Below are 25,381 nucleotides of genomic sequence, written 5' to 3'. Positions count from 1 at the left end.
CTTACAGTTTGCGGTGATCTTCCGAACTGCTGGACAGACTGCATGAGTCATCCCGCGTCGTTGAGGTCCAGTGGCGGGTTTACGACACCCTGGCGCTGAGGATTGGTCAAATCTGGAAGGTCCAACTCGTTCGGCCTGAGGCAGACCAATTGATTTCCCCAGCGAAGGACCAGTCGGAGGCCATGCTCCTGTTCCCAGCTGGGCTCGGTGAAGACAAGTACATACGGTGTCCCTGGTGCCTCTGATGGACAGACGACCCAGACCGCTTTCGGCGTGACCTGCGTCCAGAGGGCGTCTGAAGTCCTGATGGCCGCCATCTCTGCTTCGTAGTCCTCGTCGCCGTACGACGTGACTTCGAGACTGAAGTGGAGGTCGGCCAGGACAGGTGGGGTCGCTTGTTCGCGGGCCTTCGCGGTCAGGTTGAGGAAGACGAGGGCCGCTGCTTGCGCAGTTTCCCACTGGTCCCTGTCAGGATCGACATTAAAGTTGAAAGGAAATGCCAGTCCATCGAAAAACGGGACAGGTAAAGGCACCGTGCTCCACCAGTTCTCATCTTTGAAGGTGAGTGAAGTGAAGGGTGGCTGGATGGACATGAGTAGAGTTTGCTGCACACTAAAAGCCCAGGAAAGACGTTGTCAGCACAGTTCGGGTGTTCTGTACGTGCGTCTGGCTGGTCCGGAACGCCAAGGAGAAAGGGCATCAACCGCCGGAGGAAGGTGCGTCTGGCAGGGTAAGTCATCGCACCGAGTGAACTCTTCTACTGGAGGTCCCTCACGTAGAGCTTGTCTCGGCGCGGCCAGGGACCTATCAGGGCTTCAGAGCCGAACCGTGTGATCCACGAATGGGCTGCTGTGCTGAATACACAGCCTTGATTTGAACTGACCTGAGGGGCAGGGCCGCCCGCTCCACAGGCAAGGCGTCGTCTGGAGTTTTTCGCATGGTGCGGGCCTGCTCTGACCACTCGTATTGCGGCTGTTGCTAAGCGGCGCAGCGATCAACGTGACGGTCTGTTCAATCGCCTTAATAGCGCTGAAGTTGAAAGTGCGTGTTTTGTGAGCGTGACGGGACGACACTGGTGACAGTGACCAGCGGGATCATTGGGAGATCAACACGCTTGAAAACGCGGACCCTTCTTACAGCTGAACAACGCGCGCGCTCAGGCGAGCCCGTACCCTACCGCTGGCGACTCACGGAAGAGCAGCGCCGCACCGCTTACCTCTGGGTGTCTGGGCTGGGTGCGGGCTTACAGCTCTTGACGGCCCTGATGTTGATGGTGATTGGGACGGGACCACCCAGTTGGTGGCCGCTCACTGGCAGCGTGATCTGCCTCCTGGCGTGGGGTCTACTCTGGTCACAGCGGATCCCGTGGCAGTGGGTAGACTACGGCATTCTCGCGGCGGCGAGCGGCTTAGTGACTGCGCAGTTGGCGCTGCATACCGCACCGTTAACGGCGGACATCCTGTTTGGGTGCGTGTTCCTCCTTCTGGCTGGGTTCAGCGTGCTTCCCTTGGCACAGGCCGTGTTGTATGCAGGTGCCCTTCTCTTGGCTGTGGGCGTGGCGTTGTTGGTCCACGGTGGCCCGTACTCGCTGCTTTGGAATGTGGGCCTGGCCGGGGTGTTGGCGGCGCACCTGTCGACCTTCGGGCGCAACATCACGATTGAGCGGGCAGAAACGGCGGCGTTTGAGGCGCTGGCGAACACAGACCTCCTGACGGGCCTGGCGAACCGGCGAGCCATGCTGACCCGCGTACAGGCCACGTTCTCTCTCTCCCCGCGGGCAGCGGTCTTTCTGGTTGATGTGGACCGCTTCAAACGGATTAATGACCGGTTTGGGCATGACGTTGGAGATCAAGTGCTGCAGAGCGTGGCCGGCTGCCTGAAGCAGGGAGTCGGCGCGCACGGTTATGTGGCGCGGTGGGGCGGGGAAGAGTTTTTGGTCCTTCTACCAGGTGGTGGAGAGGTGGAAACGGTCGCAGAAGCCCTGCTGGCGCGCGTAAGGCAACAGGGAAGCTGTAAAGGTGTCAGGGTGACGGTGAGTCTGGGGGGCGCGGCGGGGGCCGAGGTCGAGACAGTGGAGGAGTGGCTACGCCTGGCGGATGCGCGCCTCTATGAGGCAAAGACAGGTGGACGGGACCGAGCGGAACTCCGTCAGCCTCACTTGTCGGAGGTGCAGGACATCACACTGAGTTAAGTGTTCGGACAGGGACTTGAGTCGGTGGCCTGCCATGGCACAGACCTGCCCCCAGCGGTGAGCTGAGGGCAGAGCAGAAGTGCGAACCGGGAGCGAGAGGTTTATTTCAGGGCGTTGAGAAGAGCCGCAAGGCCAGTGAGGAGGGTGCCGAGGGCCGTCACGAGGACGGCCACTTCACCCCACTTCCCTGGCGTTTGCGGGCGCTTCGGTGTATCCTTACGGTGTCTAGCCATAAGGAATCACCTCCTTTTCACGCACCCGAGTCGCAATCGGGTGCGTGTTCGCATGTCCCGTGCTGCGCCTCCCTCCCGGTTGTCATGCACCCCGTCCCATTGCTGGGACCCCCTTATTCTAGCGAACTTCGCGTCAGAAAGTGGTGCGCTGGGCGCGGGCAGGAACTCTGCTGAACGAACTCCATTCCACTGAAGAGGACTAAGGAGGATTCGGCATACCCTTCTCCACCAGACTTCTGGAGATGGCCGGCTCATTTGAGAGGGCCTGTGGTACGGGGTCGCTGACGCTGGACATCGCCACCGTGCGCCTGGAGTATGGTTGATTGCTTGGAAGCAGTGTGGCAATCGGGCAGGGGCCAGAGGCTGGTGTCTTACCTGAAGGACATGAAATGCTGGGCCTATAACGCCCTCTTCACCGAAGTGATGTTCTCGCAGTTCGGCCTGGATGCCCTACTTCGACGAATTCACAACCATGCCGTCTAGGCCACTGGACTTCGGTCTCAAAGCGGCCTCAAACTGTCCGAATCATCGGTAGTCAGGCCAGTGAGCTCCGTTGTTCTGGACGTGACGCAAGAAGTAGATCCGTCGAGAAAGTCAAATGAAGCCTTAACGACGCGGTCAAGATGAGGGGTGACGCCCTCTCTGGTGGACGTAGCCGTACGCCGCTCAACTCCTTCGGGCTCCGTGCTTTACCCTTTGGTGGCTGAACAGCCCCAGCACGAGTCGCAACCGTCACCTCTCACCCAACCGGCTACGATGGAGCCAATGACCAACACCGCCCGGGTGGCGCTCGCGGCCCTGCTCCTCAGCACCGGGGCCCTGGCCTTGACCACTCCAGGCCGCCTGCACCGCGCCGGCAGCCTCTCCGTTCCCCGCGCGGCCCAAACCGCCACCACCCTACTGGACGGGCAAGTCCTGATCGTGGGCGGCTGCACCCGGCCCAGTTGCGAGCTTGACGCCCAGAGTGCCACCGCAGAGTTGTTTGACCCCCGTACCGGTCAACTCCGCCCGACCGGGTCACTCGCCAGCCCCCGTGTCAGTCAGACTGCCACGCGACTCGCAGACGGCCAGGTCCTCATCGCAGGCGGCTGGACGGTCGGGCGAGTCGTCGACACAGCCGAGCGGTATGACCCGCAGACCGGCCGCTTCACGCTGAACACCCCCATGCGCGAGCGGCGCAGTGCGCACACGGCCACCTTGCTGGCCGACGGCCGAGTCCTGATCACTGGCGGCACTGTGCGTGAGGGCCGTGCACTCTACTCTGCGGAGGTCTATACCCCGCAGACTGGTCAGTTTGTCCCTGTTGGTTCACTCACTCAGGCACGCGCCGCACACGTGGCGGTGCGGCTGATGGACGGGCGCGTCCTGATCGCAGGCGGCCACGCCGACCGCAGCGGCGCCCTGGACACCTTGGAGCTCTTCGACCCAAAGACCAATACCTTTCATGCCGCAGGCCGCATGATAACGCCGCGCAACAAGCTGGCCGGCACTTTACTGCCTTCAGGTCAAGTGCTGCTGCTGGGGGGCACGCGGGGGTACGACCGGGACAAGGTCCTCACAAGTGCAGAAGTCTTTGATCCTGCCAGAAAGGCCACGCGGGTGACCGCCAGCATGACGCGGCCCCGTTACAAGTTTACGGACGCGGTCGTCCGGCTGGCTGACGGGCGCATCCTGGTGGCGGGTGCGGGTGGCGCAGACGTGTACACCGAACAGCGGCAGGGAGTGGGACTGGGCCGGTTTGACGCGGTCATGGGGACCATGCCAGGCAACGACCAATTTGTCACGGTGAGCCGCTTGCCGGATGGGGGCGCGCTGATTGCCGGTGGGTATGACGCGGGCATTCAGCCGACAGCAGCGCTCTGGCGCTTCCAGCCGGATGTGGCACGCCAGGCACCATGAGTGGCCTTCACTGAGATTCAGATGCTGTGGAACAGTTCAGAACGCTTTTGGGGCTGCGCATTTGAAAATCCATATTCATGAGGTCGCCGGCGGGAGAGCGTCACCAGGGGGTCCGCAGTCATCAACCGCGCCCTTTTTGACTGACAGCCGGTCCCGTCAATCACACTGTGCCCGCTCACTCTGGAGTCCCTATGCAGAAACTGATCGTCAGCAATTTCGTCACCCTGGATGGCTTCTACGACACTCTCAATGGCGACTTCTCTGACCTCTTCCGATATCGCCATCCTGATTACCGGGATGATGATCAATTCGATGACTACAACACCGCGCTCCTGAAGGAGGCCAGCACGCTGCTGCTTGGGGGGCGAGCGGCTGCTCTCGGCAATGAGACGTATTGGTCAGGCGTCCTTGGGGACCCATCAGCGACCCCCGTCCGCCGTGAATTTGCCGAACGCCTGGCAGTGATTCCGAAGATCATCGTTTCTGATCGTTTGACGGCTGCTGAGCTCACCCGTTGGACGACCAGTACGCGCATTCTCCGCTTGGTGGACGCTCAGGCTGAAATTGCCGCTCTCAAAGCGCAAGGCCAGGGCAGCCTGCTCATCTATCAGAGCCGGGCGTTGTGGAATCACCTGCTGGTGCATGGGCTGGTGGACGAGCTGCATCTCACGACCTTCCCGCTTCTGGCGGGTGCGGGACGCTCACTCTTTACGGGTCGTCCTGCGGTGCAGTTCAAGCTGCTGCGAACAGAAACTTGGGCGGGTTCTGGAAATGTCCTCAGTGTCTGGGACGTCTCTCGTCAGGGTCACCTTGAGCGTGCCAATGACTGATGCGGCCTGATTTGCCTGACGCAAAAGGCCGCGGTGGCCATGAACCCAGTCCTCGGGAAGTGTTCGTTGTGCTGCGCGGCGGTTGCGGCGCCTACGCCCTGCTGGCCTATCACACCGGTGTGCAGGTGTTCCTCGCCTGGGCCTTAAGGCAGAGGTCCGCCTGGGCCCCAACGGCGGCTTCCGGTACATCCGGTTCCTTGAAGGTCAGAAGCTAGCGCGCCCGCCTGTCGGCCGCCCGGTCACTCTTGAGTGCCCTGCGCTGGGCCGGCGCGACCCAGGCTGCTCCTTTCGCCGACGTGCGCGCCGCGTATGACCCGGTCCCGGCCTGGGAGAAACGCAAACCCTACCTAGACGAGAACGTCGCCGCCCTCCTGAGCGTGGCAGGCAAGAAACCGTGGTGGTGCTTCTGGGTGCTCACTGCGGGCCTGCGCAACAGCGAGTTGCTGATCCTGCACCGCACCGACATCTACCTTGATGCCCGCGAGCCTTACGTGAACGTGCTCGGCAAGCGCAGTAAACGCCAGGAGGTCGCCCTCTCGCGCCCGGTGGCGGCCGCTCTGCGGGTCTGGTTGGCGGCCACTCCGGGTGCCGGGCCGTACCTCATCTCTATCCGCACCCCACAAGGCCTGGCAAAAATGATGGGCCGACTCTGCGCGGAGGCCGGGGTGCGCTACCGCGCCGTGCACGCGCTGCGCCATTTGGCGGGCACGAAGGTGTACGAGACGACCAGAGACCTCTTGGAGGGGAGGTGCAGGACGCCCTCGATTCGATTCACAGCAGCACGGTGTACGTGGAGTACGTGCGCCGGGGCAAGAAGAAAGTCAACGCCGACTGGTAGGTCAGGTTCTGGCCAGCAACTGCAGGCGGGGAATCACGAGCTGCCGCTGCCGGCCCATGCAGGGCGCCCGCACCAGGACTCCGGTGAAGCTCGCGCGGGCCTGCTGCTGGAACGCGCGGTTGATCTCGTCGCAGGACGCGCGTGCTGGCGTTCTCCATCCTATTTTCCCTTTCGCTTCGAGCGTTTCTTCCAGTGCTTCGGGAAACGATCAGGCGGGAGAACGGGAAGCACGGGCGGCACGGATGCCGCCTGTTTTCGGCGCTCTTTGGCCTCGCGGCGGGCCTTCTCCCGCGCGCGCTGCACGTCAAACCCGCTCATCGGCACGGTGGCCTGCGTGCCGTGCACGATCTGGTGCAGGCCCATGTCTGGCGGCGCACAGACCGGGGTGGGCGAGACCACCACCAGCATGTCTCTGGCCTTACCATCTTCCGTGAAGGTGAAGGCCAGAGCATATGCCGTGGTGCCGGGCAGCAGCTGGTGCGTATCCAGTTCCTCGGGCGGAATCGCCCGCAGGGCGCGCACAGGCACGCCCTGAAAGAGGCGGATGACATAGATCAACACCTGTTGACCAGCCCGGCGCAACAGACTCAGGGCCTCCTCGTCGAGCGCCAGGTGAATGCGGTGGATGTCAGTGCGGGGAAACGTGTCCTGGATGGGGAGAGGAGAAAACATAGGAGGAGGCCTCGCAAGAGTGCTGGCTCGGATCGTAGCCCACCAACACCAGATTGAAGTCACGGCCCGCTGAAGGGCATACTCTGGGCCAGGCCCAGGAACGTCACACTGGCGAAAAATGGGGCGTGGTACGTTGGGCGTATGAAGGGCAGGACTCGCACACACGAGGTCAGGGGCGGCAAGTGGCTCAGGCGCTGTTCGGCCGCCGCGAGCGCGTGGAGCAAGCCAGTCCAACCAGCCCTGATCACAGAAGGTCAGGCGGCCCGCACCCACGGCCGCGTCATCACGGCGCCGAGACCAGACATGCGCGATATGCGGAGTCTGGCCGACAGCATCACGCAGCGGTATGCCAATGTCATCGTCAGTCTCTCCAAACGGTTGTGTTGCCTTAAATGGCGTCACGGCGGGCTGAGGGCAGGGGTGGCCTGAAGTTCAGGCCACCCCTGTGGCCACCGTTGACCACGTCTGGAACGCTTGCTTTTGATTTTGCCGTCTGGTTGATGCGGATACGCCGGTTCGCGTGTGATGGTGGAGGTTGGTGACTCGGGCGTGCAGGCTCAGAAATTCCTGAGTGCGTTTGCGCCGCTTGAATCCCTGTTGCTGTCGTTCTTGACGTCGTGTGGGACGGTGAGACTGCGCCATCATGTTGTTGCAGCGTGCCGTGGAAATCACCTGCTGGTGGTCGACACCCTTCAGGCTTGGGATTTCCCGGATCGCAGCTGCGAAGCTACGCAGCTGATCGATATGAATAACCTCTGGGACGGTGTATTTCTGTAGCAACCAGGTCAAGAAGGTCTTTGCTGCCTCGATATCACGGTGCCGTTGAAGCAGGATATCGAGCACGAAGCCCTGCTCATCAACAGCTCGCCGAAGCCAATGTCTGACTCCGTCTACAGTGGTGCTGACCTCGTCCATATGCCACCGGGAATCCCGTCGGGGTTCCCGGTGGCGTAGATCCTGAGCGAACAGAGGACTGCATTTGATGCACCACTCGCGCAGTGTCTCGTGACTGACCTCGATACCGCGCTGGTGCAGCAGTTCCTGTACGTCTCGGTCGCTCAGGGGAAAGCGATGGTACAGCCAAACGGCGTGCTGAATGATGGTCATGAGGAAACGGTGGCGGTAAGGCTTGGCGTCGGTCACGGCGGGTCAGCCACCCTGACCCTGTTAAGACAACACAACCCGCCCGCCGCATGGCCGTTCAGGGTGCGAACGCGGGGATTTACCTTACGCCCGCCGGGCATTACGTGCGTACGGAACACTACCTTGAAAGCATCGGCGCCTCGTCGACGGTGCAAGGTGGGCAGATCGTGGTCGAGGTCTTTGATACGGCTGAGTACGCCAGTCACCTGGAATACGGGGAGTTGGGGGCCCTGACGCCGCGCGCGGCCGAGCAGCTGGCGGCGGCGGTTGGTGTGAAGGCGCTGCCCCTCCAGCTGGGGCGCAGTGGCACGAACTGGATTCAGCCCAACCCGGCGATTACGCGCGCTGCTGTGTTTGCCGGCCTGCGCATAGTGAATGCGCTCGAAGCGGTCTTGTCTCAGCAGGCCGCGCTTGCGGTGCTGCCCAGCGCGGCCGACTGATCAGAGGGGCAGCACCGCGATGGTGATAGGCCGTTCCTGGTTGCCGGTCGAATCCGCACGGTCGGGATCTCCTTCGGTAGAACGCCCGAGGCTGCGGCCAAAGCACTGCGATGGCAGTGGGTGGGTAGGGATGGCGGTGCACCGGGGGGGAGTGGGGGTATTTGTCGAAAGTTGCCTTGGTGGGCCGCCGCGCCTCAGTAGACTCAAACCCGCTGTCCGCCGGGAGTGATTCCCGAACTTTCTCCTCCCTTCCTCCGAGGTCTCCCATGTTGAAACTGCTGCCTTTGATTCTCTCTGCCGGCCTGTTGCTCGCCGGATGTCAAACGCAATCGCCGATTGCCCCTACCACCACCGCCGAGCAGCCAAGCGTATTCGGCAAGGGGACGCTGTATGAACTCACCATCCAGGGGGGAGATGCACAGCCCACGGCGCGCATCAACAGTCAACGTCTGACTGCCCAGGCATCCGAGCCGTTCAGCACGCCTCTGCAATTCTCTGGGCCGCTGTCAACAGCGTCATTCATTGATGCGCAGACGCGCACGCGGCATGTGCGTGCCACATTCAAGGTCACCAACAACACAGCCCGGACGCGGGGAACATTGGTCTTTATGCCAGCGGCACTCACCGACACAGACGGCGACCCAACCAACAATGCAGCTCGACCGACGGTCCGAGATACCCCGTTCCACAGCGTTCGCCTCTTTGATGGCAGTGATGCTTCCAGCCAGGCCGAACGTCTGATCGCCACACGCGGAAAGACGTTCAACGCTCAGACGGGGCTTACCGAAGTCGATCCTCTCACTACTGTTTTCGTGGAGGATCACTTCGCCCTTACTGGGGTAGACATCAACACGATCCCGTTTCCACCCGTTCCAGGACTCAGTCTTAAAGTTCAAAACTACGGGTGGGTGTTCGGCTTGCCGCAGCCGGGCACGAGTCGGAACGTGACCTTTGCATTCGACATTCCGAATATTGATCTGGCCCAACCAGGCAATGCGCCATATAGTTTCACGCTTGTCTTTGAAACTGTAGAACAAACTGTTGCGCCCATGTCTTATTTCAGAAATGTGATCACTGCATCAGAGGCATATCGTATTGAGTCGAATGATTACATCCGCACACCTACCACCTGCTCAGACGCAAGGATTACCAATTATATTGGAACATCTTATCCAGAAGAATTGAAAACGTGCATGATCGTTCAGACTGAGAATGGAACATATGGCTATTTCACAACTACAAATGATATAAGTTACCAATACAGTGGTACGAATTTTATCAACTACACTCCAGCGGCTTTTCCGGCAAATATGCCGTAAGTACTGGGTTCACATGTGAAGCTCTCTTGGCGGCCCCCTTCACCGGGGGCTTTCGCATTCCCCCAACCCCCAGCCGCCCCCCGTGGGCGGTTTTTCATTCCCCTTCGGAGGTACTCATACGACAACACAAATGGCCGCCAAATCTGGGGGCCTCCATTACTCAGAACGGATTACTTCTTGGCTTTACGGTCCGGCTTCTTGGCAGCGGTGCTGCGGCTCTTGCCGAGGGTTTGGCCCTTGCTATAGCTGGCTTCAATCTTGGCGCGGGTCGCCGCTGCCAGCTCTTTAAAGTCCACGAGGCCCGCTTCAATATTCTCCAGCGTCGCTTTGGGTTTGCTGCCCTTACGCCCGCCCGTCAGACCTTTATTGGTCTCGTCAAACCAGGCGTTAAACTCGGGGGTGTGGTCAAAGACTATATCGCGCACCGTCTTGCTGTACGTCTCGTCGCTGCCTCGGCGGCTGAATTGCTTGGGCAGTTCAAAGCGGCTCGGTAGATCCACCGCATCGATCTTGCCTTCGCGCACGGCGTCACAGAACTGCTTGATAAAGGCGTCGCTGCGCTGGGCGTTGGTCAGTTTCTCGATCTGCTCACTCAATTTGATGTACGGCATACGTGAACGCGTACATGGTCTTGAGGAATTTGCACAGCACATAGGGTGATTCCGAATGTCTTTATTAGAGGGTGCCAAGAACGTTATGCAAAAAGGGGCTTTAAGTTGTTGCAGAGCAGAACGCAGGCCGCGAGAGCGTGAAAGCCGACGAGGGTAGAGGGCAAGCGTTCCAGGTCACGTCCGAGGCGTCTGAAGCGCGCCAACCAGACCAATGAGCGCTCCACGACCCAGCGTGTGGGCAGCAAAATGAACCCTTTGGTGGCTTCAGGTCGCTTAACGACGACCAATTTAACACCCGCTTGCGTGACGTCCAAGGCCGCTTGGGTGCCGGTGTAGCCCTGATCGGCGAAGGCGACTTGAACCGTCTCACCGGTGACCTCCTGGACCTCCAAGCACAGGTCTTTGACCTGTGCCCTGTCTTGCTCATTGGCCGGTGTGGTGAGCACCGCGAGGAAATGACCCAGGGTGTCGACAGCCAGATGGACCTTGGTGCCCTTACGCTTCTTCGCGCCATCAACGCCGGTACGGTGGCCGCTCTCTGGTGTGCTGTGCAAGGTGCGACTGTCAATGATGATCGCCGTTGGCTCACCATGCCGGCCCTTTTCTACGCGGCACAGCAGCCGCACATCATGCGCCGTACTCTGGAAGCATGCAGCGGCAAACCAGCGGTGCGTCTGTTGGCGCACCGTCTCCGCTGGGGGAAAGTCATGAGGCAGATACGCCCACTGTGCCCCTGTACGCGCGACCCAGACCAGGGCGTTGAGCACGTCTCGAATGGGATACTTCCGTTGCTTTGGGTCCTCGGGACTCAGCAGCAGATACGGCAGTAAAAAGAAGTACGTGTCGTCATCCGCATCCGCGTCACTGGGATAGCCTCGGCGCCTCACTCCCCCATTCTGCTCTGTGCGAAGTCTCTACCGCGAACTTCAAACCTGTTCTTGGCACCCTCTCAGGAAGTGCCGTGATCAACACTGAAGTATTCGTCCCGCTCGCCTTTCTCGCCTTCGTCTTCGCACTATATGCTCTCGGCGTAAAGCTCCCGCTCGACGGCATCCTGCGGTTGGTAGAGACCAATAGTCGGGAGGCCGCTGCCCTCGTGGCCTTCGGCCTCTTCCTTGGTTTCTTGGCTGCGTTAGCACGCGGATAACGCGTCTCAACGAAGGGGCGAGGGCTAACCTCCTCGCTCCTTTTGCTGTGCATGCACCATGATGTTTCTATGCCCCACGCCCTGACCAACCACACCGAAACCGGCGAGGTTCTGCGCCGCCTCGGCCCCTTCGCCAGTGCCCACGTGGCCTGCACGGCATCCTCACCGGCCGCCGGGCAGGTGCTGATGTGGAGCAGAGAGGCAGAGACCTGGCAGGCCGAGGAGTGGCCGCTGCGGGACACCGTGGAAGCAGATGCGGCGGGTCGAGGGTTCAAGGTAATGACGCGTTGTACCGGTGAATGAAGAGCCAGACGACGGTTTCCAGGTGAGACTGACGCCGGCAAAACGACAGCGAACGGCGCACCAGATGCGCCAGACGGGCGCGCAAGGTCGCGTTGAAGCGCTCGATGTGTTGGGTGCCGCCGATCCGGTGCCGGTTCCCGAACACGACACGCTTGTACGCGGCCAAGCGGTCTGTATGACAGACCGCGTCCAGGTACGGTGTTTCGAGGCTGTGCCACAACCCAGAGGCACCCAGGGTGTCACGTGGGCCCAGGAAGCACCCAACGATCCGTCGGGTGTGTCGGTCCATGGCCAGCCAGATCCAGAGAGGTCGCTGGCGGTTTCTCACGAACGTGCATAATTCGTCGCATTCCAGCACCCTTGCGGAGGGTGCTGGAATGCTCAGGCTTTTGTTGCTGGGGACATCGGGTCATCAAAGCCGTGTGGGACGCTGCGGCCGAGCTGTTTGAGGTGGAGCCGGAACCAGGAGCGACTGACCCCGGTGACCCGACAGATCCCTCGGTGGGAGATGCGCTCAGTCAACAACCGGTCAACGAGAGCGACGGTCTCCACTGAAACCCGATGCCAGCTCGGTTTCAGTGTGAACTGGTGACCACAGATGCGGCAGAGATACCGCTACTTGCCCGTATGGGTGTGACCGTTTTTAACGATGCGGACGGCGCCGCACTGCGGACACTCCAGACCGTTCATGCTCCATGAAACACCCGTCATGCTCAGAAATCCACGACCATGCGGCGGATAGCGTTGACGAATCCTGAATACGGCGCTATCTTTAAGAAATCAAGGCGACCTTCGGGTCGCCTTCTCTGTTCTCCGATTAAACGAAAAAGGCCCCCTGCGCCACTCTAGAAGCGCGGGCAGGGGACCTTGGAACGTTGATCTTAGGGTTTCACGCGAATGACGCCGACCTCTGCGTTGGCCTGGGCTGTTCCCGCCGCAACCAGCTTGCCATCTGGCTGAATCTGAAACGCATACGCCACATCGGTCTGCGAACTGACGGGCACCCGGAAGACGCCTGGAAGCGGCGACTGAACGGCAAAGGTCGTATCCAAAGCGCCACTAGTCGTCAACCGCGCCAGCACCATGTCGGTCCCTGACGGATCCCCATTGTTTGAACTTCCACCCAGAACAGGCTTGCCATCGCCTTGCAGGCGAACGGTGTAGATATTGTCTAGTCCCGCTCCCAGTGCGTAGAACCCGATTCCACCTGACGCAAAGCTGGTGTCCAGTGCACCGGCCGACGTGTACCGGACCACGACCGCATCCGACCTCGTTTGAAGCCCCCGGTCACCTACCCCACCCGCCACCACAATCTTGCCATCCGACTGAATCGCCACGGAGTTCGCGCGGTCAGATACCGTGGTCGACGCCCTGGTAATCACTTTGCCGTCGCCATCAAACGTGGTGTCCAGCACCCCCGCACCCGTCAGACGGGCGACGAAAATGTCATCGTTGCTGGCCGGATCATAGGTATACCCAGCCACGACGATCTTGCCGTCTAACTGCACCCGAACGGCATTGGCGATGTCAAGATTTCCGGCAGCGCCGACCGGGAAGACCACTTTGCCACCGGTCCCGAAAGAGGTGTCCAGTGCCCCACTGGTCGTGAGGCGGACCACCGCCACTTCTGTATCAGATGAGCCGGGCTCCAAGGGGGTAAAGCCAGCCAGAATCAACTTGCCGTCGCTCTGAATGGATAGTCCATAAGGCGTGTCCGCGCTGCCACCTGCCCCAACCGCAATCACGGCCTGTCCGTTTGTCCCGAAGCTGGTGTCCAGGGCCCCATCAGCGGTGTAGCGGATCACCACAAAATCAGTGCCGCTGGGACCGCCAGACACCCGTTTGGAACCGGCGGCGACCAACTTGCCGTCGGCCTGTTGGTCCAGGGCAAACAGTTGCTCATCACCCGTCAGTTCGGTGATGACTTTGCCAGCGGTTCCAAAGGTAGGGTCCAGAACACCATCGGCGGTGTAGCGCAGCAGGGCAAAGTCATTGCCCGTTGCTGCACCTGTTGGCGCGCTGACGTTCGCCGCGACGACCAGCTTGCCGTTGGGCTGCACCACCAGGCCACGCGTGATTTCTGATGTGCCCCGAACGTCTGTGATCACTTGGCCATTCGTCCCGAAACACACATCCAGAGTGCCTGGTGCGATAGGTGAAATCCCCAAGCCGGTGAGGACCGTTACCGGGCTTCCCGCAGCGCCAGAGACGCGTACGCGGCAAACTGTGTCGCCGTCTACTTGACTGGCTCCGAGTGCGGTGGCGCGGCTTTGCGCTTGGCTGACCGTTTCTTCCGGGACACGGGTCACTCGGTTGACCGAATCTTCCACCACTTCGAACACCAGCGAGAAGCTGTACGGGTCATTGGCGGCGTTCGCCTGTAAGGGCAGCTTGACGGCGAACGTAATCAGCCCGTCGTATTGATTCGCCGCTGGATTCGCGGGCAGGGTGCGGCTGGTACCGTTCTTGTTGCGCACAACGTACCCGTACTGGAAGACATCGCGCACCCCGGTCGGCAGTCCGATGCTGGTCGCTTCTGCCGTCGTCAGGGCCTGGAAGTCGGCTTGCGACGTGTTCACCGTCGGCGTTCCATTGTTCAGGGTCATGCCCACGGTGGGGATCACCCGAGCAGCCAGCGCCGCGTCGGCATTTGACCCATCAAACTTTTTGAAGTTCCGGATAGCGGTGCCAGTGATCGTCTCCGGGGTGTTCGCGTCCACCGCCACGAAGGTCAGGTTGCTGCGGGCGGTCGTTGAGGGAACCCCGTTGACCCCGGCATTGCGCACGTCATATGTCGCGTAGAGGTAGCGGGTCCCGTTGCCCGCTGTCCCGACATCGAAACTGCCCTTGCTGTTGAAACGCAGTTGCAATCCCTGCGCTACCTGGGTCAGCGCCTGACCCGTCAGGTCAGCGTCTAGGCTGCGGACGCTGGAGGCGTACATCTGGGTTCCAACGCCAGTGAAGCTGACCTCGACACGCCCAAGTGACCGTGAAGCGGTCGGGGTGGTTGCGGCGGGCTGATCGGTGGGGGTGCTGGGCAGTTGTGGGGACGTGCAGGCGGAGAGCAGAACGGAGAGGGTGAGGACCGCCAGGCCAAGGCGACGCATTACCAGCTCTCCGCCGTGGCGTCGAAGGGATTGGGCAGACCGAAGCTCCCAGGCCCAATGGGCACACTTTGGGCCAGGGTCACGACTTCCCAATTGCCCAGAGACTTGACCTGAGGGGCAACATAAGAAGGCTGGGGCGGAGTGGAGGTGGCAGAGGGTTGTGTCATCCTTCACAGGATACCGACCGGCTGAACGCTCAGTCACCTTTATGAATCAGGGGAAGAAGAAGGCCCCGCCACGTAATGAGCGGGGGCGTGTCGTGCAGGGCCAGGTATCGGATGACGTGAAGTCCACCTGGCTCCGCACCCACAGTGTATTGAGTTGCTGTCACAAGGCACGCACATCCGCCCTCAGCGACGCACTTCGGCTCTGAAGAAACGCTGGGGCGGACACGCTTAGGGTACTGCTGCTTCTATTTCTTCAGCCAGGCCTGCAGGTCATTCCAGCCACTGGTCCCATACCCGTCCGCCACATCCCCATGCGGCTGACGCCACGGCCAGGTGCCTTGTTGAGGCGCACAACCCGTCATGCAAGTGCGCCTACGTGGTGCTCCAGGCCTCTCTAGAATGGCTCCATGTCTGCTGTTTGCCGCGCGGCGGCGCTGACCCTGCTCCTTGTCTGGGGAGTCGCACAGGCTTTCACCTTCCCCAATCTGATGCCTGGATTCACAGCGCGGCCGGGCGGCGCTCAGTTCCTCCCAGACGGTCAAATCCACCAAGCCCTTGCAGACCAGCATGCGCAGTGCGATCAAGTGGGCATCTACGAATACACTGACAGCGCAGCAGCTACAGCTGGGTTGTCTACCTGGCTGACTCAGCAGCAGTTCACCTCAAAAGAGATCACTCGGACCGCCACTTCCGTCGTCTGGGCCGCAACGTCTGAAGCGGCTGAATTGCTCGGGGAATGGCGAGCGCCAGCGCTCCAGCAACCGGGCCGGTTAGAACTGTGCTTCCTCTCTTTGAAGGAGGACGTATCGGTTGGCGTGCCAACGAAGCTGCTGGCGCTGCTTCTTGGCGGTGTCGGCGCTTTGGGTGCCTTGGCCGGTGGGGGATGGACCACGTGGTCGCGTCGAAGACACCGGTCGTGACCCTTCAAGCATCGCAGCCTACTGACAGCCCCCGCCACGCCGAAGCGCACGCGAGGGCTCATGGTGCAGGGCCAGGTGTCGGATGACGTGAAGTCCACCTGACCCCGCGCCCACAGCGTACCGAGCCGCTGTCACAAGACACAGACATCCGCCCGCAGCGCGGCACTTCGGCTATGAAGAGGCGCTGGGGCGGACATGCTCAGGGTACTGCTTTGAGCTGATGGGCCTTCTATTCGCCGAGCCACGCCTGCAGGTCGTTCTAGCCGCCTGCGCCGTGCCCATCCGGCACGTCTCCGTGCGCCTGGCTCTATGTCAGGTGCCGCCCTCCCGCGTCATCGTCGCTGCGTGGTACAGCGTGCGCTCGTAGGAGGTCTGCGGGTCACTAGGAGCGCTGGTCAAGCTCAAGACAGCCCTCGTCACCAACAATCAGGAGACGAGGGCCGCAGATTTAGCGTCTTTTCGTTCGTCTTCTCAGGGCGTGACGCGCACCAACGCGACATCCGTACCCGTCGGGGTCCCGCTTAGAAAGGTTGATCCCGTCACCACAATGTGGCCATTGCCCTGTAGTTGCACGGCGCGGCCAATATCTGTGGCGCTGCTTGCTCCAAATCCAATGAGCACCTTCCCTGCTGTTCCAAAACTCGTATCCAGTGAACCATTGGCGTTGTAACGCGCGACTAAGAAGTCCTGACCACTGCTTCCACCTGTCACTGACGTGCCGCCAATGACCAATTTTCCATCTGGCTGAACCTCAATGCCATTGGCGACATCGGTTCCGTTCCCGGCACCCACTGATGTAAAGACACGGCCATTCGTGCCAAACGTCGTATCCACGGCGCCATTTGGCTGGAACTTGGTCAGCGCAACATCAATCCCTGTCGTGTTCGCACTATCGAAATAGTTGCTGCTGCCCGCCACAACGAAACTGCCATCTGGCAAGCGCACAAAGGCATTGGCCACGTCCGCGCTGGCGCTCCCCACATTCGGCCCAACCGCCGTCACGACTTTCCCTGTCCCACTTCCGAAGCTGGTATCCAAGGTGCCATTCGTGTTGTAGCGCACGAGGACCGTGTCATCTCCCGTGCCCCCGCCCGTCGCAGCGGTGCCTAGAATGACGATCTTGCCGTCGGGCTGAATCACCAGATCTCTGGCCCGGTCATTGGCCGTGCCTGCGCTAATCGGGGTAATCACAATCCCGCCTGCACCGAAGGTCGAGTCTAATGCGCCTGCAGGGGTATAGCGGGCCACAACAATGTCCTGCGCTGCCGCTGATGCGTTTGACGTATACCCAGCAACAACGATTTTGCCATCTGTCTGAAGGTCTACTGCAAAAGCAAAATCCTTGTACAGACCAGGCTGGGCTGGGGTTAAGACGGTCCCGACCGAGTTGAACGAGGTATCCAGCGTTCCGTCCACGTTGTAGCGGGCCACCAGAATATCGGTATCCGTCGTGCCTGTGACATTGGTCGATGAACCAGTCACGACCAGCTTGCCGTCAGGCTGCTGCACGATGTCCTGAATAAAGTCACCACTGGTCCCACCGCCCACAGCCGTCGTGACACTTCCACTGTTGTTAAACGATCCATCCAATGAGCCGTCAGGCAGATAGCGGATCAGCGCCAAATCTGTTCCAGTTGTGGCCTGCACACTTTGACCAGCGGCAACGATTTTGCCGTCTGCCTGAATCAACGCAGCCAAGGCAGAATTGTTCCCGGCAGCAATATCTGTCGTCACCCGGCCACCTGTGCCAAAGCACGTATCCAAGCTGCCAGGAGTGCTCGAATTGACGCCGAGACCGTAGAGCGTCGAGACTGGACCATTCGCTGGCCCAGCCACCCGTACACGGCACACTGTGTTGGCATTCACCTGACTGGCCCCGAGAGTGGCGCCGCGGCTCTGCGCCTGAGCCACCGTTTCCTCCGGCACCCGCGTCACCCGGTTCGCGGAATCCTCTACGACTTCAAACACCAGCGAGAAGCTATACGGATCATTCTGAGCGTTCGCTTGCAATGGCAGTTTCACGGCGAACGTCACCTGCCCGTCGTACTGGTTCGCCCCTGGATTGGCTGGCAGCGTCCGGCTGGTCCCACTCTTGTTCCGCACCACAAATCCATACTGGAACACGTCCCGCACACCCGTCGGCAAGCCGATACTGCTCGCTTCCGCTGTCGTTAGCGCCTGGAAATCCGCCTGCGAGGCGTTCACCGTCAGCGTGCCATTGCCCTGGGTCAGCCCGACCGTTGGAATGACCCGCGCCGCCAGCGCCGCGTCCGCATTCGAGCCGTCGAACTTCTTGAAATTGCGCACCGCCGTCCCGCTGATCGTTTCGGGGCTGCTGGCATCCACCGCCACGAACGTCAGGTTGCTCCGGGCGGTGGTTGAGGCCACGCCATTGACGCCTGCGTTGCGCACCTCATAGGTCGCGTAGAGGTACCGCGTGCCGTTGCCCGCTGTGCCGACATCGAAGCTGCCCTTAGTCCCAAATTTCAGCTGTAGGCCCTGTGCCACTGAGGTCAGGGCCTGCCCCGTCAGCTCCCCATCCAGGCTGCGAACGCTCGAGGCGTACAGGTCTGTGCCAACGCCGGTGAAGCTGACTTCCATCAGACCCAGCGACCGTGGAGCGGTTGGAGCGGTGGTGATGGGTTGGTCTGGGTTGACGCTGGGCAGTTGGGGTGGCGTACAGGCCGAGAGGAGGACGGAGACGGTGAGGACGGTGAGGCCGAGGCGGCGCATTACCAGGTCTCTCCAGTGCTTTGAAAAGGATTAGGCAGATTCAGGCTGCCGGGGCCGATAGGCACGCTTTGGGCGAGGGTCACAGCGTCCCAGGCGCCGAGGGGCAGGACCTGGGGCGCGACATAAGTCGGGTGAGCCGGGGCGGTGTTCTCTGAATCTTGAGTCATCCTTGACAGGATAGCGGTGGGCCAAACGCCCGGTCATTTTCACGAACTAGGGGGCCAACAAAAGCGCCCCCGCCACGCCAAAGCGCGAGCGAGGGCCAGTGTTTGGCGCCAGTTGTCTGTGGGTGAGGTTGGTTCAGGCCGCCACTTCGTGCAGCACGATCCGTCCGGCCTTGCCCACTTCTCCGGCTGTTCCGGTGCCCGCTCCACTCCCCCATTCCCACCGCTCACGTCCAGTGTCACAGTCGTTTGCGTCTGGGTCACCTGATTCGGCAGAGGGGTGAATGCGCTGACGGTGGTGCTGGCGATGTAGATGACGATGATGCCCGCCCCACCCGCGCCGCCGCCTGTGCTGTCTGCGCCCCCAGGGCCAGTCGGGCCGGTGCTCCCAGTGGCGCCAACACTGCCCTGAGCGTCCGGTGCCCCTGACGCTCCGCTGAAACCCAGGACGGATGGACCTCGTGACCGCGCCGGGAGCGCCAAGTCCATCACACGTCAGCCATGCACAATGTGGTCTACGCGGCCTCCTGCTGGGACGTGATTACCTACTTTTCCCACTGGTTTGACGAGCAATTGGTCAACCCTGTTACCCTGGTCGCCCGAGCATCCGCTGCGCTAGACGCTTGCCTGCTGGCCAGGGAAATCTTTGCCATGAAGGTGGCCTTCGGGTTGCTTTGTGTTTCTCTCTTAGCTCTTGTTCAGAAGAAAGCGGGAGAGGCCAACTGGCCTCTCCCGCGTGATGCTGTCAGCTCTGTTTACGCCTCACCGTCACCCGTCACGATGCGTCCTAGAGGCACGACGCTCGGTCCCGCAGGACCCGTGGGCCCCACTGGCCCTTGCGGCCCCTCTGCGCCCGTTGCGCCTGCTGGCCCTTGTGGTCCGGGTGCGCCTGCGGGGCCCTGGGCTCCATCAGCACCGGTTGCCCCTGCTGGCCCCTGCAGTCCATCATTCCCTTGAGGCCCAGCCGCGCCTGTCGGTCCCACTGGACCAGGTTCACCGGTTGCGCCCGTGGCACCCGAAGCACCAGTTTCACCAGCAACACCAGTGGCACCCGTCGCCCCGGTCTCACCCGTGGCTCCCGTCGCCCCTGTAGGTCCAACTGGACCAGTGTCACCTGTTGCGCCTGTGGCACCCGTCGCCCCTGGCGCACCGATCTCGCCCGCAGCTCCTGTGGCGCCCGTTGCCCCGGTGTCCCCCGTCGCGCCCGTAGGTCCAACCGGACCCGCCTCGCCCTGGAGGCCCTGAGCCCCGTCAGCACCTGTCGCCCCGGTCTCACCTGTGGCGCCCGTCGCCCCTGTGGGTCCAACTGGACCAGTGTCACCTGTTGCGCCTGTGGCACCCGTCGCCCCTGGCGCACCAATCTCGCCCGCAGCTCCTGTGGCGCCCGTTGCCCCGGTGTCCCCCGTCGCGCCCGTAGGTCCAACTGGACCCGCCTCGCCCTGGAGGCCCTGAGCCCCGTCAGCCCCGGTTGCCCCGGTCTCACCTGTGGCGCCCGTCGCCCCTGTGGGTCCAACTGGACCTTGCAGGCCTTCAGTTCCCTGTGCGCCAGTGGCGCCCGTTGCACCGGTGTCCCCCGTCGCGCCTGTCGGGCCGACTGGACCTTGTGGCCCTTCAATCCCCTGGGCGCCCGTCGCGCCACTTGGACCCACCGGGCCTTGTGGGCCAACTGGCCCTGGAACCCCTTGAAGCCCCTGTGGACCAGTGTCGCCCACCGGCCCAACTGGACCCTGTGGGCCCACAGGCCCAGGAATACCCTGTGCACCCGTCTGACCTATCGGGCCTGTTGCCCCCGTAGCGCCGACGCTGCCAGTTGCGCCAGCCGCCCCAGTTGGACCCTGAGGCCCAATCGGGCCCGCATTGCCCTGTGGCCCGACGCTTCCGGTCGGCCCGACTGGCCCCTGAGCCCCCGTGGCACCTGTCGCGCCAGCACCCGTCGCTCCTGTTGCCCCGGTCGCCCCTGCGGGACCTTGTGGACCAACTGGGCCAGGCGCACCTGCCCCCGTGGCGCCCGCCGCGCCAGTCGCCCCGGTGGCCCCAGTGGCGCCTGCAGGCCCTTGGGGCCCAGCTGGACCCGCAACGCCAGCGCCTGTTGCGCCCGCTGGACCGACGTCGCCCCGGTCACCTTTCGGCCCGGCTGGGCCCGCTGCGCCTTGTGGGCCAGCCGCGCCGGTGGCGCCCTGTGGGCCGGCCGGACCAGCCGGTCCAGGTGTGCCGACACCGGGAGTGCCCGGGAGACCCCCCAAGCCCTGTTCCCCTTGATCTCCCTTGTCGCCTTTTGGCCCTGCTGGGCCAGCAGGGCCACGTTCACCGTCGCGGCCCCGGAGTTGAGGCAATTCGTCCAGGTCGACCAGAACCAGTTGGCCATTCTCGACAATCAGCACCTTGCCGTTGTCAGCGGCGGTCAGCGTCAAGCCACTCGGAGTCGGAACCACCACTCGGGTGGACGTCTGGGCGAAGCCCACAGAGCAACTCAGCAGGGCAGTCAAGGTCAGGATGGATAGTCGCTTCATGGAGACTCCTTTGAAACACCACTGATAGGCCAGAAGAGGACGAAGAGCATGGATGAAACCCGCGTGAGGTCAAGGACCAGGGGCGACGATGGTACGGGTAGCCGCGCCAGCGGCACCAGCCGTGCGGACACTGGGCAGCACCAGGTCACCCGATAAGGTGCTGCCGCTGAGGACCGTGATGGTGCCGCCAATGGCGGTCGCCCGCGCCTGCACACCGGCATCGTTGTTGCTCAGAATTCCTTCCCGGCTTTGCGTCACGCGAGTCTCGCTGTCACTGACAGGAATGGCCGTGAAACTGAACGCATAGGGGTCGTCCTGTGTGCTGGCCTGCAGCGGAACCTTCATCCCGATGACCATGCGGTTGGCTTCGGTCCCAGTGGCGAGCGTCCGTCCCTGGGTGCTGCTGTTCAGGACCGTAAAGCCGTAGGGCAGCAGTCCCAACATCCCAGGCGGTATGAACAGGTCTGCTTCTGGGAGGTACTGCACGGTGTCATCGGTATTAGGCAGCACCTGAAGATCGCCGGTCGTAGGATTGACCGTGCTGGCCTGAGCCGGCTGGGTATTGAGGGCCAAGGTGTCCGCTTCGGCCTGGGTATAGGTTGGGGCACCAGGCGCGCGAATCAACGCACTGATGGCCGTGTCGTTGGTGCCGCTCGGGAGACTTCCGGCCGTGCGCACACCCATGAAACTCACGTTGTTCAGCGCCACATTGCTGGTGACGCTGACGACGGAATAGACATACCGAAAGCCGGCGGTGCGGGCCTGACCAGAAGGAATGATGTCGACGCTGCCCCGGCTGAGCACCCGAACAGGAACGACGTTGCCTTGCTGGTCAGTGAGTGCCTGTTTAGCGAGGGTAGCGTCAAGTTTTACCGCGAAATCCGGCGTGCCGAGCCCCGTGAAGGTCAAAGTAAAGGGCTGACCAACGGGCGTGAGGTCGACTGTGGGTGTTGAGGTTGGTGTGGGGGATTGGCTGCAGGCACCGAGGAGTAACGTGCCCAGTAGGAGAGGAAACAGTCGCTTCATATCCACTCCTATTGGGTGCGCAGGACAGTGACAGTAAAGTCACTGGGGTTGGGGGAGCTTACCGTGATGCCGCCCTGCTGATTGGCGCCGACGCGGGCCAGAAGGTAATTCGTTGAAGTCTTCTCGTAGGTTCGCGTGTAGGGGGTGCCACTGACCAGCGTTCGAGCGCTACGGTTTGCCCCAGCGTTAGGCGGGAACCCGCCGAGCGCAATGAGTAGTGATCGGTAATTCCAACTGGGCGAGTTGAAAATTGGGGCAATGCCGGCCACAGCATCATCCGCGTAAGTCGCCACAGCCCAGTCATTCATCCATGTGATGGGGTTTGTGCCGATGACATTCTGGAGGTTTGCCAAGCCGGTGGTGTTGGAGTTGATCAGGGCGGTCCAGAAGTTGGCTTCAGTATTCCCCGTCGTGGTGACGTACCGGTCGGCGGCATAGCGCAGGAAGTTCCAGGTGGCGCCTCGGGCGGCCAATGTGTTTGTCGTCCAGTAAGGTCCTGTTTGATTAGGATTTGTCAAAAAGGGCCTATAGAGAGTGAAGTCAATATTGGCAAAGGTATTGAATGCGGCAGTACGAACACTGGCGGCTGTTCCTGCGGCCACTCCGTTGACATCGGTCAGAGCGATATTCAATCGTGGTGTGAGACCAGGCTTAGAAGCATCTGCTCCACCTGGGGTTACCCCACTGGCCCGGTAGAAAGACAATTCAGCCGCAATATCTGCCAGACCTTGGTCGAGCCAGGCTTCCTCAAGCGGTGCGCCTGTCGTCCGCACACGACGCGAGTTATTGATAATGCGGCCGAGTTCACGCGCGGTGACCTGAGTCCCGTACTGGATGGTGTTTGCAACATTAACAGTGTTGTTATTAATGCTTCCCGTGAGGTCAGCAGCCAGCAGATAGATGATTTCCCCCACATTGCTGCTGGTACAAGTGGTGATCGGAAACTCGTCACGTGCATCAGAGAAGCCTTGCAAACCGGTGTTGGGGCCGGGGAGAGTCCCTTGGGCAAATCGGGCATTCACGGCTGAGGTAAAGAACAGCACGATTCGGTTGTTATTGTCCGCGTCTTCTGGAAGGCCAAAGCTCCCCGTAACGGCTGGCCAGATTTGATTAGTAAAGCTGTTAACCACATCTTGATAGCCAGGAGTGCCTGGACTACCAATGACCTGAGGTCCACCTGCCGGGTTGGCATTGTCAGATATCAGCACCACGTTGGGCCCGACGACCCGTACTGTCCCAGTGCGCAAATCAGGCGCTGCGTTACAGCCAGACGCGGCATTGATGACCACCTGATCGCCTACAGTCGGTGTACCTGGGGGCAACACCTGTGGCTGGACCGAACTTGCCTGAGACAGCGTAGTCGCACTTGAAAGAGTGGTCGCCAGCACTTGCGGCTCTGTTGACAGAGGAGTCAACTCGGATGCCTGGTCACTTAGAGTTGGGACGCCTATTGATTGGCTCCCAACAGGGGCCACAGTGTTGGTGGTGGTGACGGTCAGAGGTCGACTGGCCGTGGTGGACGTGTTGAAAGGAAAAATGACGTAGTCAGCCCCACTGCCACCCCCATTCAGGCAGGTGGTGGCGTTCGCGGGGATCCGCACGGTGGCGCCGATGGCCAGATCAACCGGGGCAATACCCCCGGCCAGTGTGCCTGTTGGGGCACCCACGGCCCCTGCCGTGCGAACACTGCAAAAGAGGGCGCCACCCGCACGCGTTGACCCCGGCAGCGTCTTGATCACGGGTGTGCCCAGTCGGTCCACGGCTGCCTGGAAAGCGGCCTGATTGCTCGGCAGTTGGGCCTCTGGAGATTCTGTGATGCTCGTGACGCTGTCTTGCACCGGGACGAACGTGAGCGTCACAGTATAAGGATCATCTTTTGCCTGGGCCTGAAGTGGCACCTTGATGGCCAGCGTGACCGTCCCAGTGTCTGTGCCGACCGGAATGGTGCGACTGGTCCCGGCGTGGCTCACGAAGCCGTACGGCAAGATGCTCCCGGTCTGCCCACCCGGAAGCGTCAGGCCACTGACATCGGATTCGTTGTAAAGCTGCAAGGCATCTTCTTCGCCGGCCACCAAGGCAGGGGTCTGCGCGAAGACATCCTGGGTCACGGGGCTTGTCGGATCAATGGCGGCGGCAAGCGCGGCCAGTTCAGACGAGGTATACGGCGCAGCATTGCCACCGGGGTATTTGTCCAGAGTGAGGACGGCGCTCGCTCCCGGGTTGCCGGTCAGAGCGGCGCCAAGAAATGTCAGATTTGTGACCGGCGAGTCGGTCACGCTGACGGGGAAGGTGACGTGGAGATAGCGAAATCCCGCCGTGCGGGGTTGCCCAGGCGGGATGATGTCCGTGCTGCTGCGTACGGTAGGCGTTGAGCTGACGGTGACGCCACTGGGACTGGTCAGGGCCTGACCTATGAGGGTCTGGGCGGAAGCAGTGGGCCGGGCACCGCCCAGACCGCTGAACGTAATGGCCACCGGAGCGCCCACCACGGTTCGGGAGGGCGCGCTGGGCGTCGTCGGCCCTGGTGTAGTGGGCGCAGTGCCGATCGGCGAGGGAGGGTCGCTGGTGCTCTGGGTACACCCGGCCAGCAGCAGGGTGGTCAACAAAAGGAGAGCTGGAATACGCATACGAGTGAGCCTCCGGAGGATGAATAGGAAAAGGAGAGGGCCAACTGCAACGCCGCACGGATTGTAAAAAATCGTGGTTCGTCAGGAAGTATAGAATTCAGTTCTCACAGGATTCGGACTTGACCTTCACATGAAGTAAATTTCAAGGTCATCAACTCTTAAGGAGAGGTACAAAAACGCATCAAATAATGTGGACTTTTCAACGGCCATTCAATCTTAAAACTTATGAAACGTAGTGGATTTCAGCCTGCTACAAAAATACTGAGGAGAGTGGCAGCTTTTCAGAAACTTGTGGAAAGCCGGTAATAAAGCGGAGGGAAGCTGAGTCAAGGTTCCCGGACGCAGCGCCAACTCCCTTCTCATTTCAATTCGTTTGACTGCCCTAATGCTGAATTGAGGACGCGCACAAGTGGAGAGCCAGCCGTGCAGGCAGTCAGAGGGCCATGCTGATTCAAGTCACCGGGAATAGGGGTTGACGTCCAGTCCAAAAAATGCGATTGA

At 61.4% G+C, this 25,381-nt stretch carries 20 protein-coding genes and 2 pseudogenes; 10 read left to right on the top strand and 12 right to left on the bottom strand.

The genetic code is table 11. From position 1 onward, the window contains the following. Positions 1-47: 47 nt before the first annotated feature. Positions 48-593, bottom strand: coding sequence for a DUF6985 domain-containing protein (locus tag K7W42_RS15405; protein ID WP_224575710.1), 546 nt, complete (start codon positions 591-593; stop codon positions 48-50). 725 nt (positions 594-1,318) lie between these two features. On the opposite strand from K7W42_RS15405, the gene K7W42_RS15400 reads away from it, so the two are divergent. The 4 genes and pseudogenes from K7W42_RS15400 to K7W42_RS23295 form a co-directional block, all read left to right on the top strand. After that, positions 1,319-2,191, top strand: a complete 873-nt coding sequence (locus K7W42_RS15400; RefSeq protein WP_224575709.1) for a GGDEF domain-containing protein — start codon at positions 1,319-1,321, stop codon at positions 2,189-2,191. A gap of 998 nt (positions 2,192-3,189) precedes the next feature. Continuing rightward, positions 3,190-4,323 carry a Kelch repeat-containing protein gene (locus K7W42_RS15395; protein ID WP_224575708.1) on the top strand — a complete coding sequence of 378 codons (1,134 nt, stop codon included), beginning with the start codon at positions 3,190-3,192 and terminating at the stop codon, positions 4,321-4,323. A gap of 191 nt (positions 4,324-4,514) precedes the next feature. Next, positions 4,515-5,153, top strand: coding sequence for a dihydrofolate reductase family protein (locus tag K7W42_RS15390; RefSeq protein WP_224575707.1), 639 nt, complete (start codon positions 4,515-4,517; stop codon positions 5,151-5,153). Between the two features lie 296 nt (positions 5,154-5,449). Continuing rightward, positions 5,450-5,869: pseudogene (locus tag K7W42_RS23295) on the top strand (tyrosine-type recombinase/integrase); the annotation flags it as partial. Between the two features lie 281 nt (positions 5,870-6,150). Here the strand turns inward: K7W42_RS23295 and K7W42_RS15380 are convergent. Together K7W42_RS15380 and K7W42_RS15375 are read right to left on the bottom strand one after the other, a co-directional pair. Further along, complete coding sequence (locus K7W42_RS15380) at positions 6,151-6,663, bottom strand: hypothetical protein (RefSeq protein ID WP_224575794.1); 513 nt, start codon at positions 6,661-6,663, stop codon at positions 6,151-6,153. A 432-nt stretch (positions 6,664-7,095) separates the two neighbouring features. Beyond that, positions 7,096-7,806 (bottom strand): IS6 family transposase, encoded by a 711-nt coding sequence (locus tag K7W42_RS15375; RefSeq protein WP_224575706.1) that lies wholly within the window; start codon positions 7,804-7,806, stop codon positions 7,096-7,098. 41 nt (positions 7,807-7,847) lie between these two features. Here K7W42_RS15375 and K7W42_RS15370 point away from each other — a divergent pair. Then, positions 7,848-8,246 (top strand): annotated as a pseudogene (locus K7W42_RS15370) (HK97 gp10 family phage protein); the annotation flags it as partial. Positions 8,247-8,512: 266 nt separating this feature from the next. Then, the gene (locus K7W42_RS15365; RefSeq protein WP_224575704.1) at positions 8,513-9,565 is read left to right on the top strand and encodes a hypothetical protein; all 1,053 of its coding nucleotides are present in this window, start codon (positions 8,513-8,515) and stop codon (positions 9,563-9,565) included. A gap of 170 nt (positions 9,566-9,735) precedes the next feature. Here K7W42_RS15365 and K7W42_RS15360 read toward each other — a convergent pair whose 3' ends face one another. Next, entirely contained in the window at positions 9,736-10,176 is a 441-nt protein-coding gene (locus tag K7W42_RS15360) for a hypothetical protein (RefSeq protein ID WP_224575702.1), read from the bottom strand. 83 nt (positions 10,177-10,259) lie between these two features. After that, the gene (locus K7W42_RS15355) at positions 10,260-11,063 is read right to left on the bottom strand and encodes an IS5 family transposase (RefSeq protein WP_224575701.1); all 804 of its coding nucleotides are present in this window, start codon (positions 11,061-11,063) and stop codon (positions 10,260-10,262) included. A gap of 74 nt (positions 11,064-11,137) precedes the next feature. Between K7W42_RS15355 and K7W42_RS15350 the strand changes: the two genes are divergently transcribed. Both K7W42_RS15350 and K7W42_RS15345 read left to right on the top strand, forming a co-directional pair. After that, complete coding sequence (locus K7W42_RS15350; RefSeq protein WP_224575700.1) at positions 11,138-11,323, top strand: hypothetical protein; 186 nt, start codon at positions 11,138-11,140, stop codon at positions 11,321-11,323. Between the two features lie 69 nt (positions 11,324-11,392). Beyond that, positions 11,393-11,626: a hypothetical protein gene (locus K7W42_RS15345; protein ID WP_224575699.1), complete on the top strand. Its 234-nt coding sequence runs from the start codon at positions 11,393-11,395 to the stop codon at positions 11,624-11,626. Here the strand turns inward: K7W42_RS15345 and K7W42_RS15340 are convergent. The 3 genes from K7W42_RS15340 to K7W42_RS15330 all read right to left on the bottom strand — a co-directional run bounded on the left by K7W42_RS15340 (position 11,595) and on the right by K7W42_RS15330 (position 14,900). Further along, entirely contained in the window at positions 11,595-11,954 is a 360-nt protein-coding gene (locus K7W42_RS15340; protein ID WP_369411372.1) for an IS1 family transposase, read from the bottom strand. The genes K7W42_RS15345 and K7W42_RS15340 overlap by 32 nt on opposite strands. A 553-nt stretch (positions 11,955-12,507) precedes the next feature. Further along, a complete protein-coding gene (locus K7W42_RS15335) occupies positions 12,508-14,733 on the bottom strand; it encodes a delta-60 repeat domain-containing protein (protein WP_224575697.1) in 2,226 nt (741 codons plus the stop codon). Then, positions 14,733-14,900 (bottom strand): hypothetical protein, encoded by a 168-nt coding sequence (locus tag K7W42_RS15330; protein WP_224575696.1) that lies wholly within the window; start codon positions 14,898-14,900, stop codon positions 14,733-14,735. Before K7W42_RS15330 ends, K7W42_RS15335 begins: the two co-directional genes overlap by 1 nt. A 407-nt stretch (positions 14,901-15,307) precedes the next feature. Between K7W42_RS15330 and K7W42_RS15325 the strand changes: the two genes are divergently transcribed. Further along, a complete protein-coding gene (locus K7W42_RS15325) occupies positions 15,308-15,820 on the top strand; it encodes a hypothetical protein (protein ID WP_224575695.1) in 513 nt (170 codons plus the stop codon). Between the two features lie 220 nt (positions 15,821-16,040). Then, positions 16,041-16,187: a hypothetical protein gene (locus tag K7W42_RS15320; RefSeq protein ID WP_224575694.1), complete on the top strand. Its 147-nt coding sequence runs from the start codon at positions 16,041-16,043 to the stop codon at positions 16,185-16,187. A 104-nt stretch (positions 16,188-16,291) separates the two neighbouring features. Here K7W42_RS15320 and K7W42_RS15315 read toward each other — a convergent pair whose 3' ends face one another. The 4 genes from K7W42_RS15315 to K7W42_RS15295 form a co-directional block, all read right to left on the bottom strand. Then, positions 16,292-18,553 carry an NHL repeat-containing protein gene (locus tag K7W42_RS15315; protein WP_224575693.1) on the bottom strand — a complete coding sequence of 754 codons (2,262 nt, stop codon included), beginning with the start codon at positions 18,551-18,553 and terminating at the stop codon, positions 16,292-16,294. Then, positions 18,553-18,720, bottom strand: a complete 168-nt coding sequence (locus K7W42_RS15310; protein WP_224575692.1) for a hypothetical protein — start codon at positions 18,718-18,720, stop codon at positions 18,553-18,555. Before K7W42_RS15310 ends, K7W42_RS15315 begins: the two co-directional genes overlap by 1 nt. Positions 18,721-21,296: 2,576 nt before the next feature. Next, complete coding sequence (locus K7W42_RS15300) at positions 21,297-22,136, bottom strand: hypothetical protein (protein WP_224575691.1); 840 nt, start codon at positions 22,134-22,136, stop codon at positions 21,297-21,299. Positions 22,137-22,261: 125 nt separating this feature from the next. After that, positions 22,262-24,727 (bottom strand): hypothetical protein, encoded by a 2,466-nt coding sequence (locus K7W42_RS15295; protein WP_224575690.1) that lies wholly within the window; start codon positions 24,725-24,727, stop codon positions 22,262-22,264. Positions 24,728-25,381 lie beyond the last annotated feature (654 nt).

The organism is Deinococcus betulae, from assembly GCF_020166395.1.
Taxonomy (GTDB): Bacteria; Deinococcota; Deinococci; order Deinococcales; family Deinococcaceae; genus Deinococcus; species Deinococcus betulae.
Note: the sequence above shows the minus strand (reverse complement) of the source record. Positions and strands in the feature narration are given on the sequence as shown.

Coding starts and splice junctions, on each gene's coding strand:
- K7W42_RS15320 (WP_224575694.1), top strand. CDS start 16,041: ATGGGCCTTCTATTCGCCGAGCCACGCCTGCAGGTCGTTCTAGCCGCC.
- K7W42_RS15380 (WP_224575794.1), bottom strand. CDS start 6,663: ATGTTTTCTCCTCTCCCCATCCAGGACACGTTTCCCCGCACTGACATC.
- K7W42_RS15330 (WP_224575696.1), bottom strand. CDS start 14,900: ATGACACAACCCTCTGCCACCTCCACTCCGCCCCAGCCTTCTTATGTT.
- K7W42_RS15390 (WP_224575707.1), top strand. CDS start 4,515: ATGCAGAAACTGATCGTCAGCAATTTCGTCACCCTGGATGGCTTCTAC.
- K7W42_RS15315 (WP_224575693.1), bottom strand. CDS start 18,553: ATGCGCCGCCTCGGCCTCACCGTCCTCACCGTCTCCGTCCTCCTCTCG.
- K7W42_RS15335 (WP_224575697.1), bottom strand. CDS start 14,733: ATGCGTCGCCTTGGCCTGGCGGTCCTCACCCTCTCCGTTCTGCTCTCC.
- K7W42_RS15310 (WP_224575692.1), bottom strand. CDS start 18,720: ATGACTCAAGATTCAGAGAACACCGCCCCGGCTCACCCGACTTATGTC.
- K7W42_RS15325 (WP_224575695.1), top strand. CDS start 15,308: ATGTCTGCTGTTTGCCGCGCGGCGGCGCTGACCCTGCTCCTTGTCTGG.
- K7W42_RS15365 (WP_224575704.1), top strand. CDS start 8,513: ATGTTGAAACTGCTGCCTTTGATTCTCTCTGCCGGCCTGTTGCTCGCC.
- K7W42_RS15405 (WP_224575710.1), bottom strand. CDS start 593: ATGTCCATCCAGCCACCCTTCACTTCACTCACCTTCAAAGATGAGAAC.
- K7W42_RS15395 (WP_224575708.1), top strand. CDS start 3,190: ATGACCAACACCGCCCGGGTGGCGCTCGCGGCCCTGCTCCTCAGCACC.
- K7W42_RS15345 (WP_224575699.1), top strand. CDS start 11,393: ATGCCCCACGCCCTGACCAACCACACCGAAACCGGCGAGGTTCTGCGC.
- K7W42_RS15360 (WP_224575702.1), bottom strand. CDS start 10,176: ATGCCGTACATCAAATTGAGTGAGCAGATCGAGAAACTGACCAACGCC.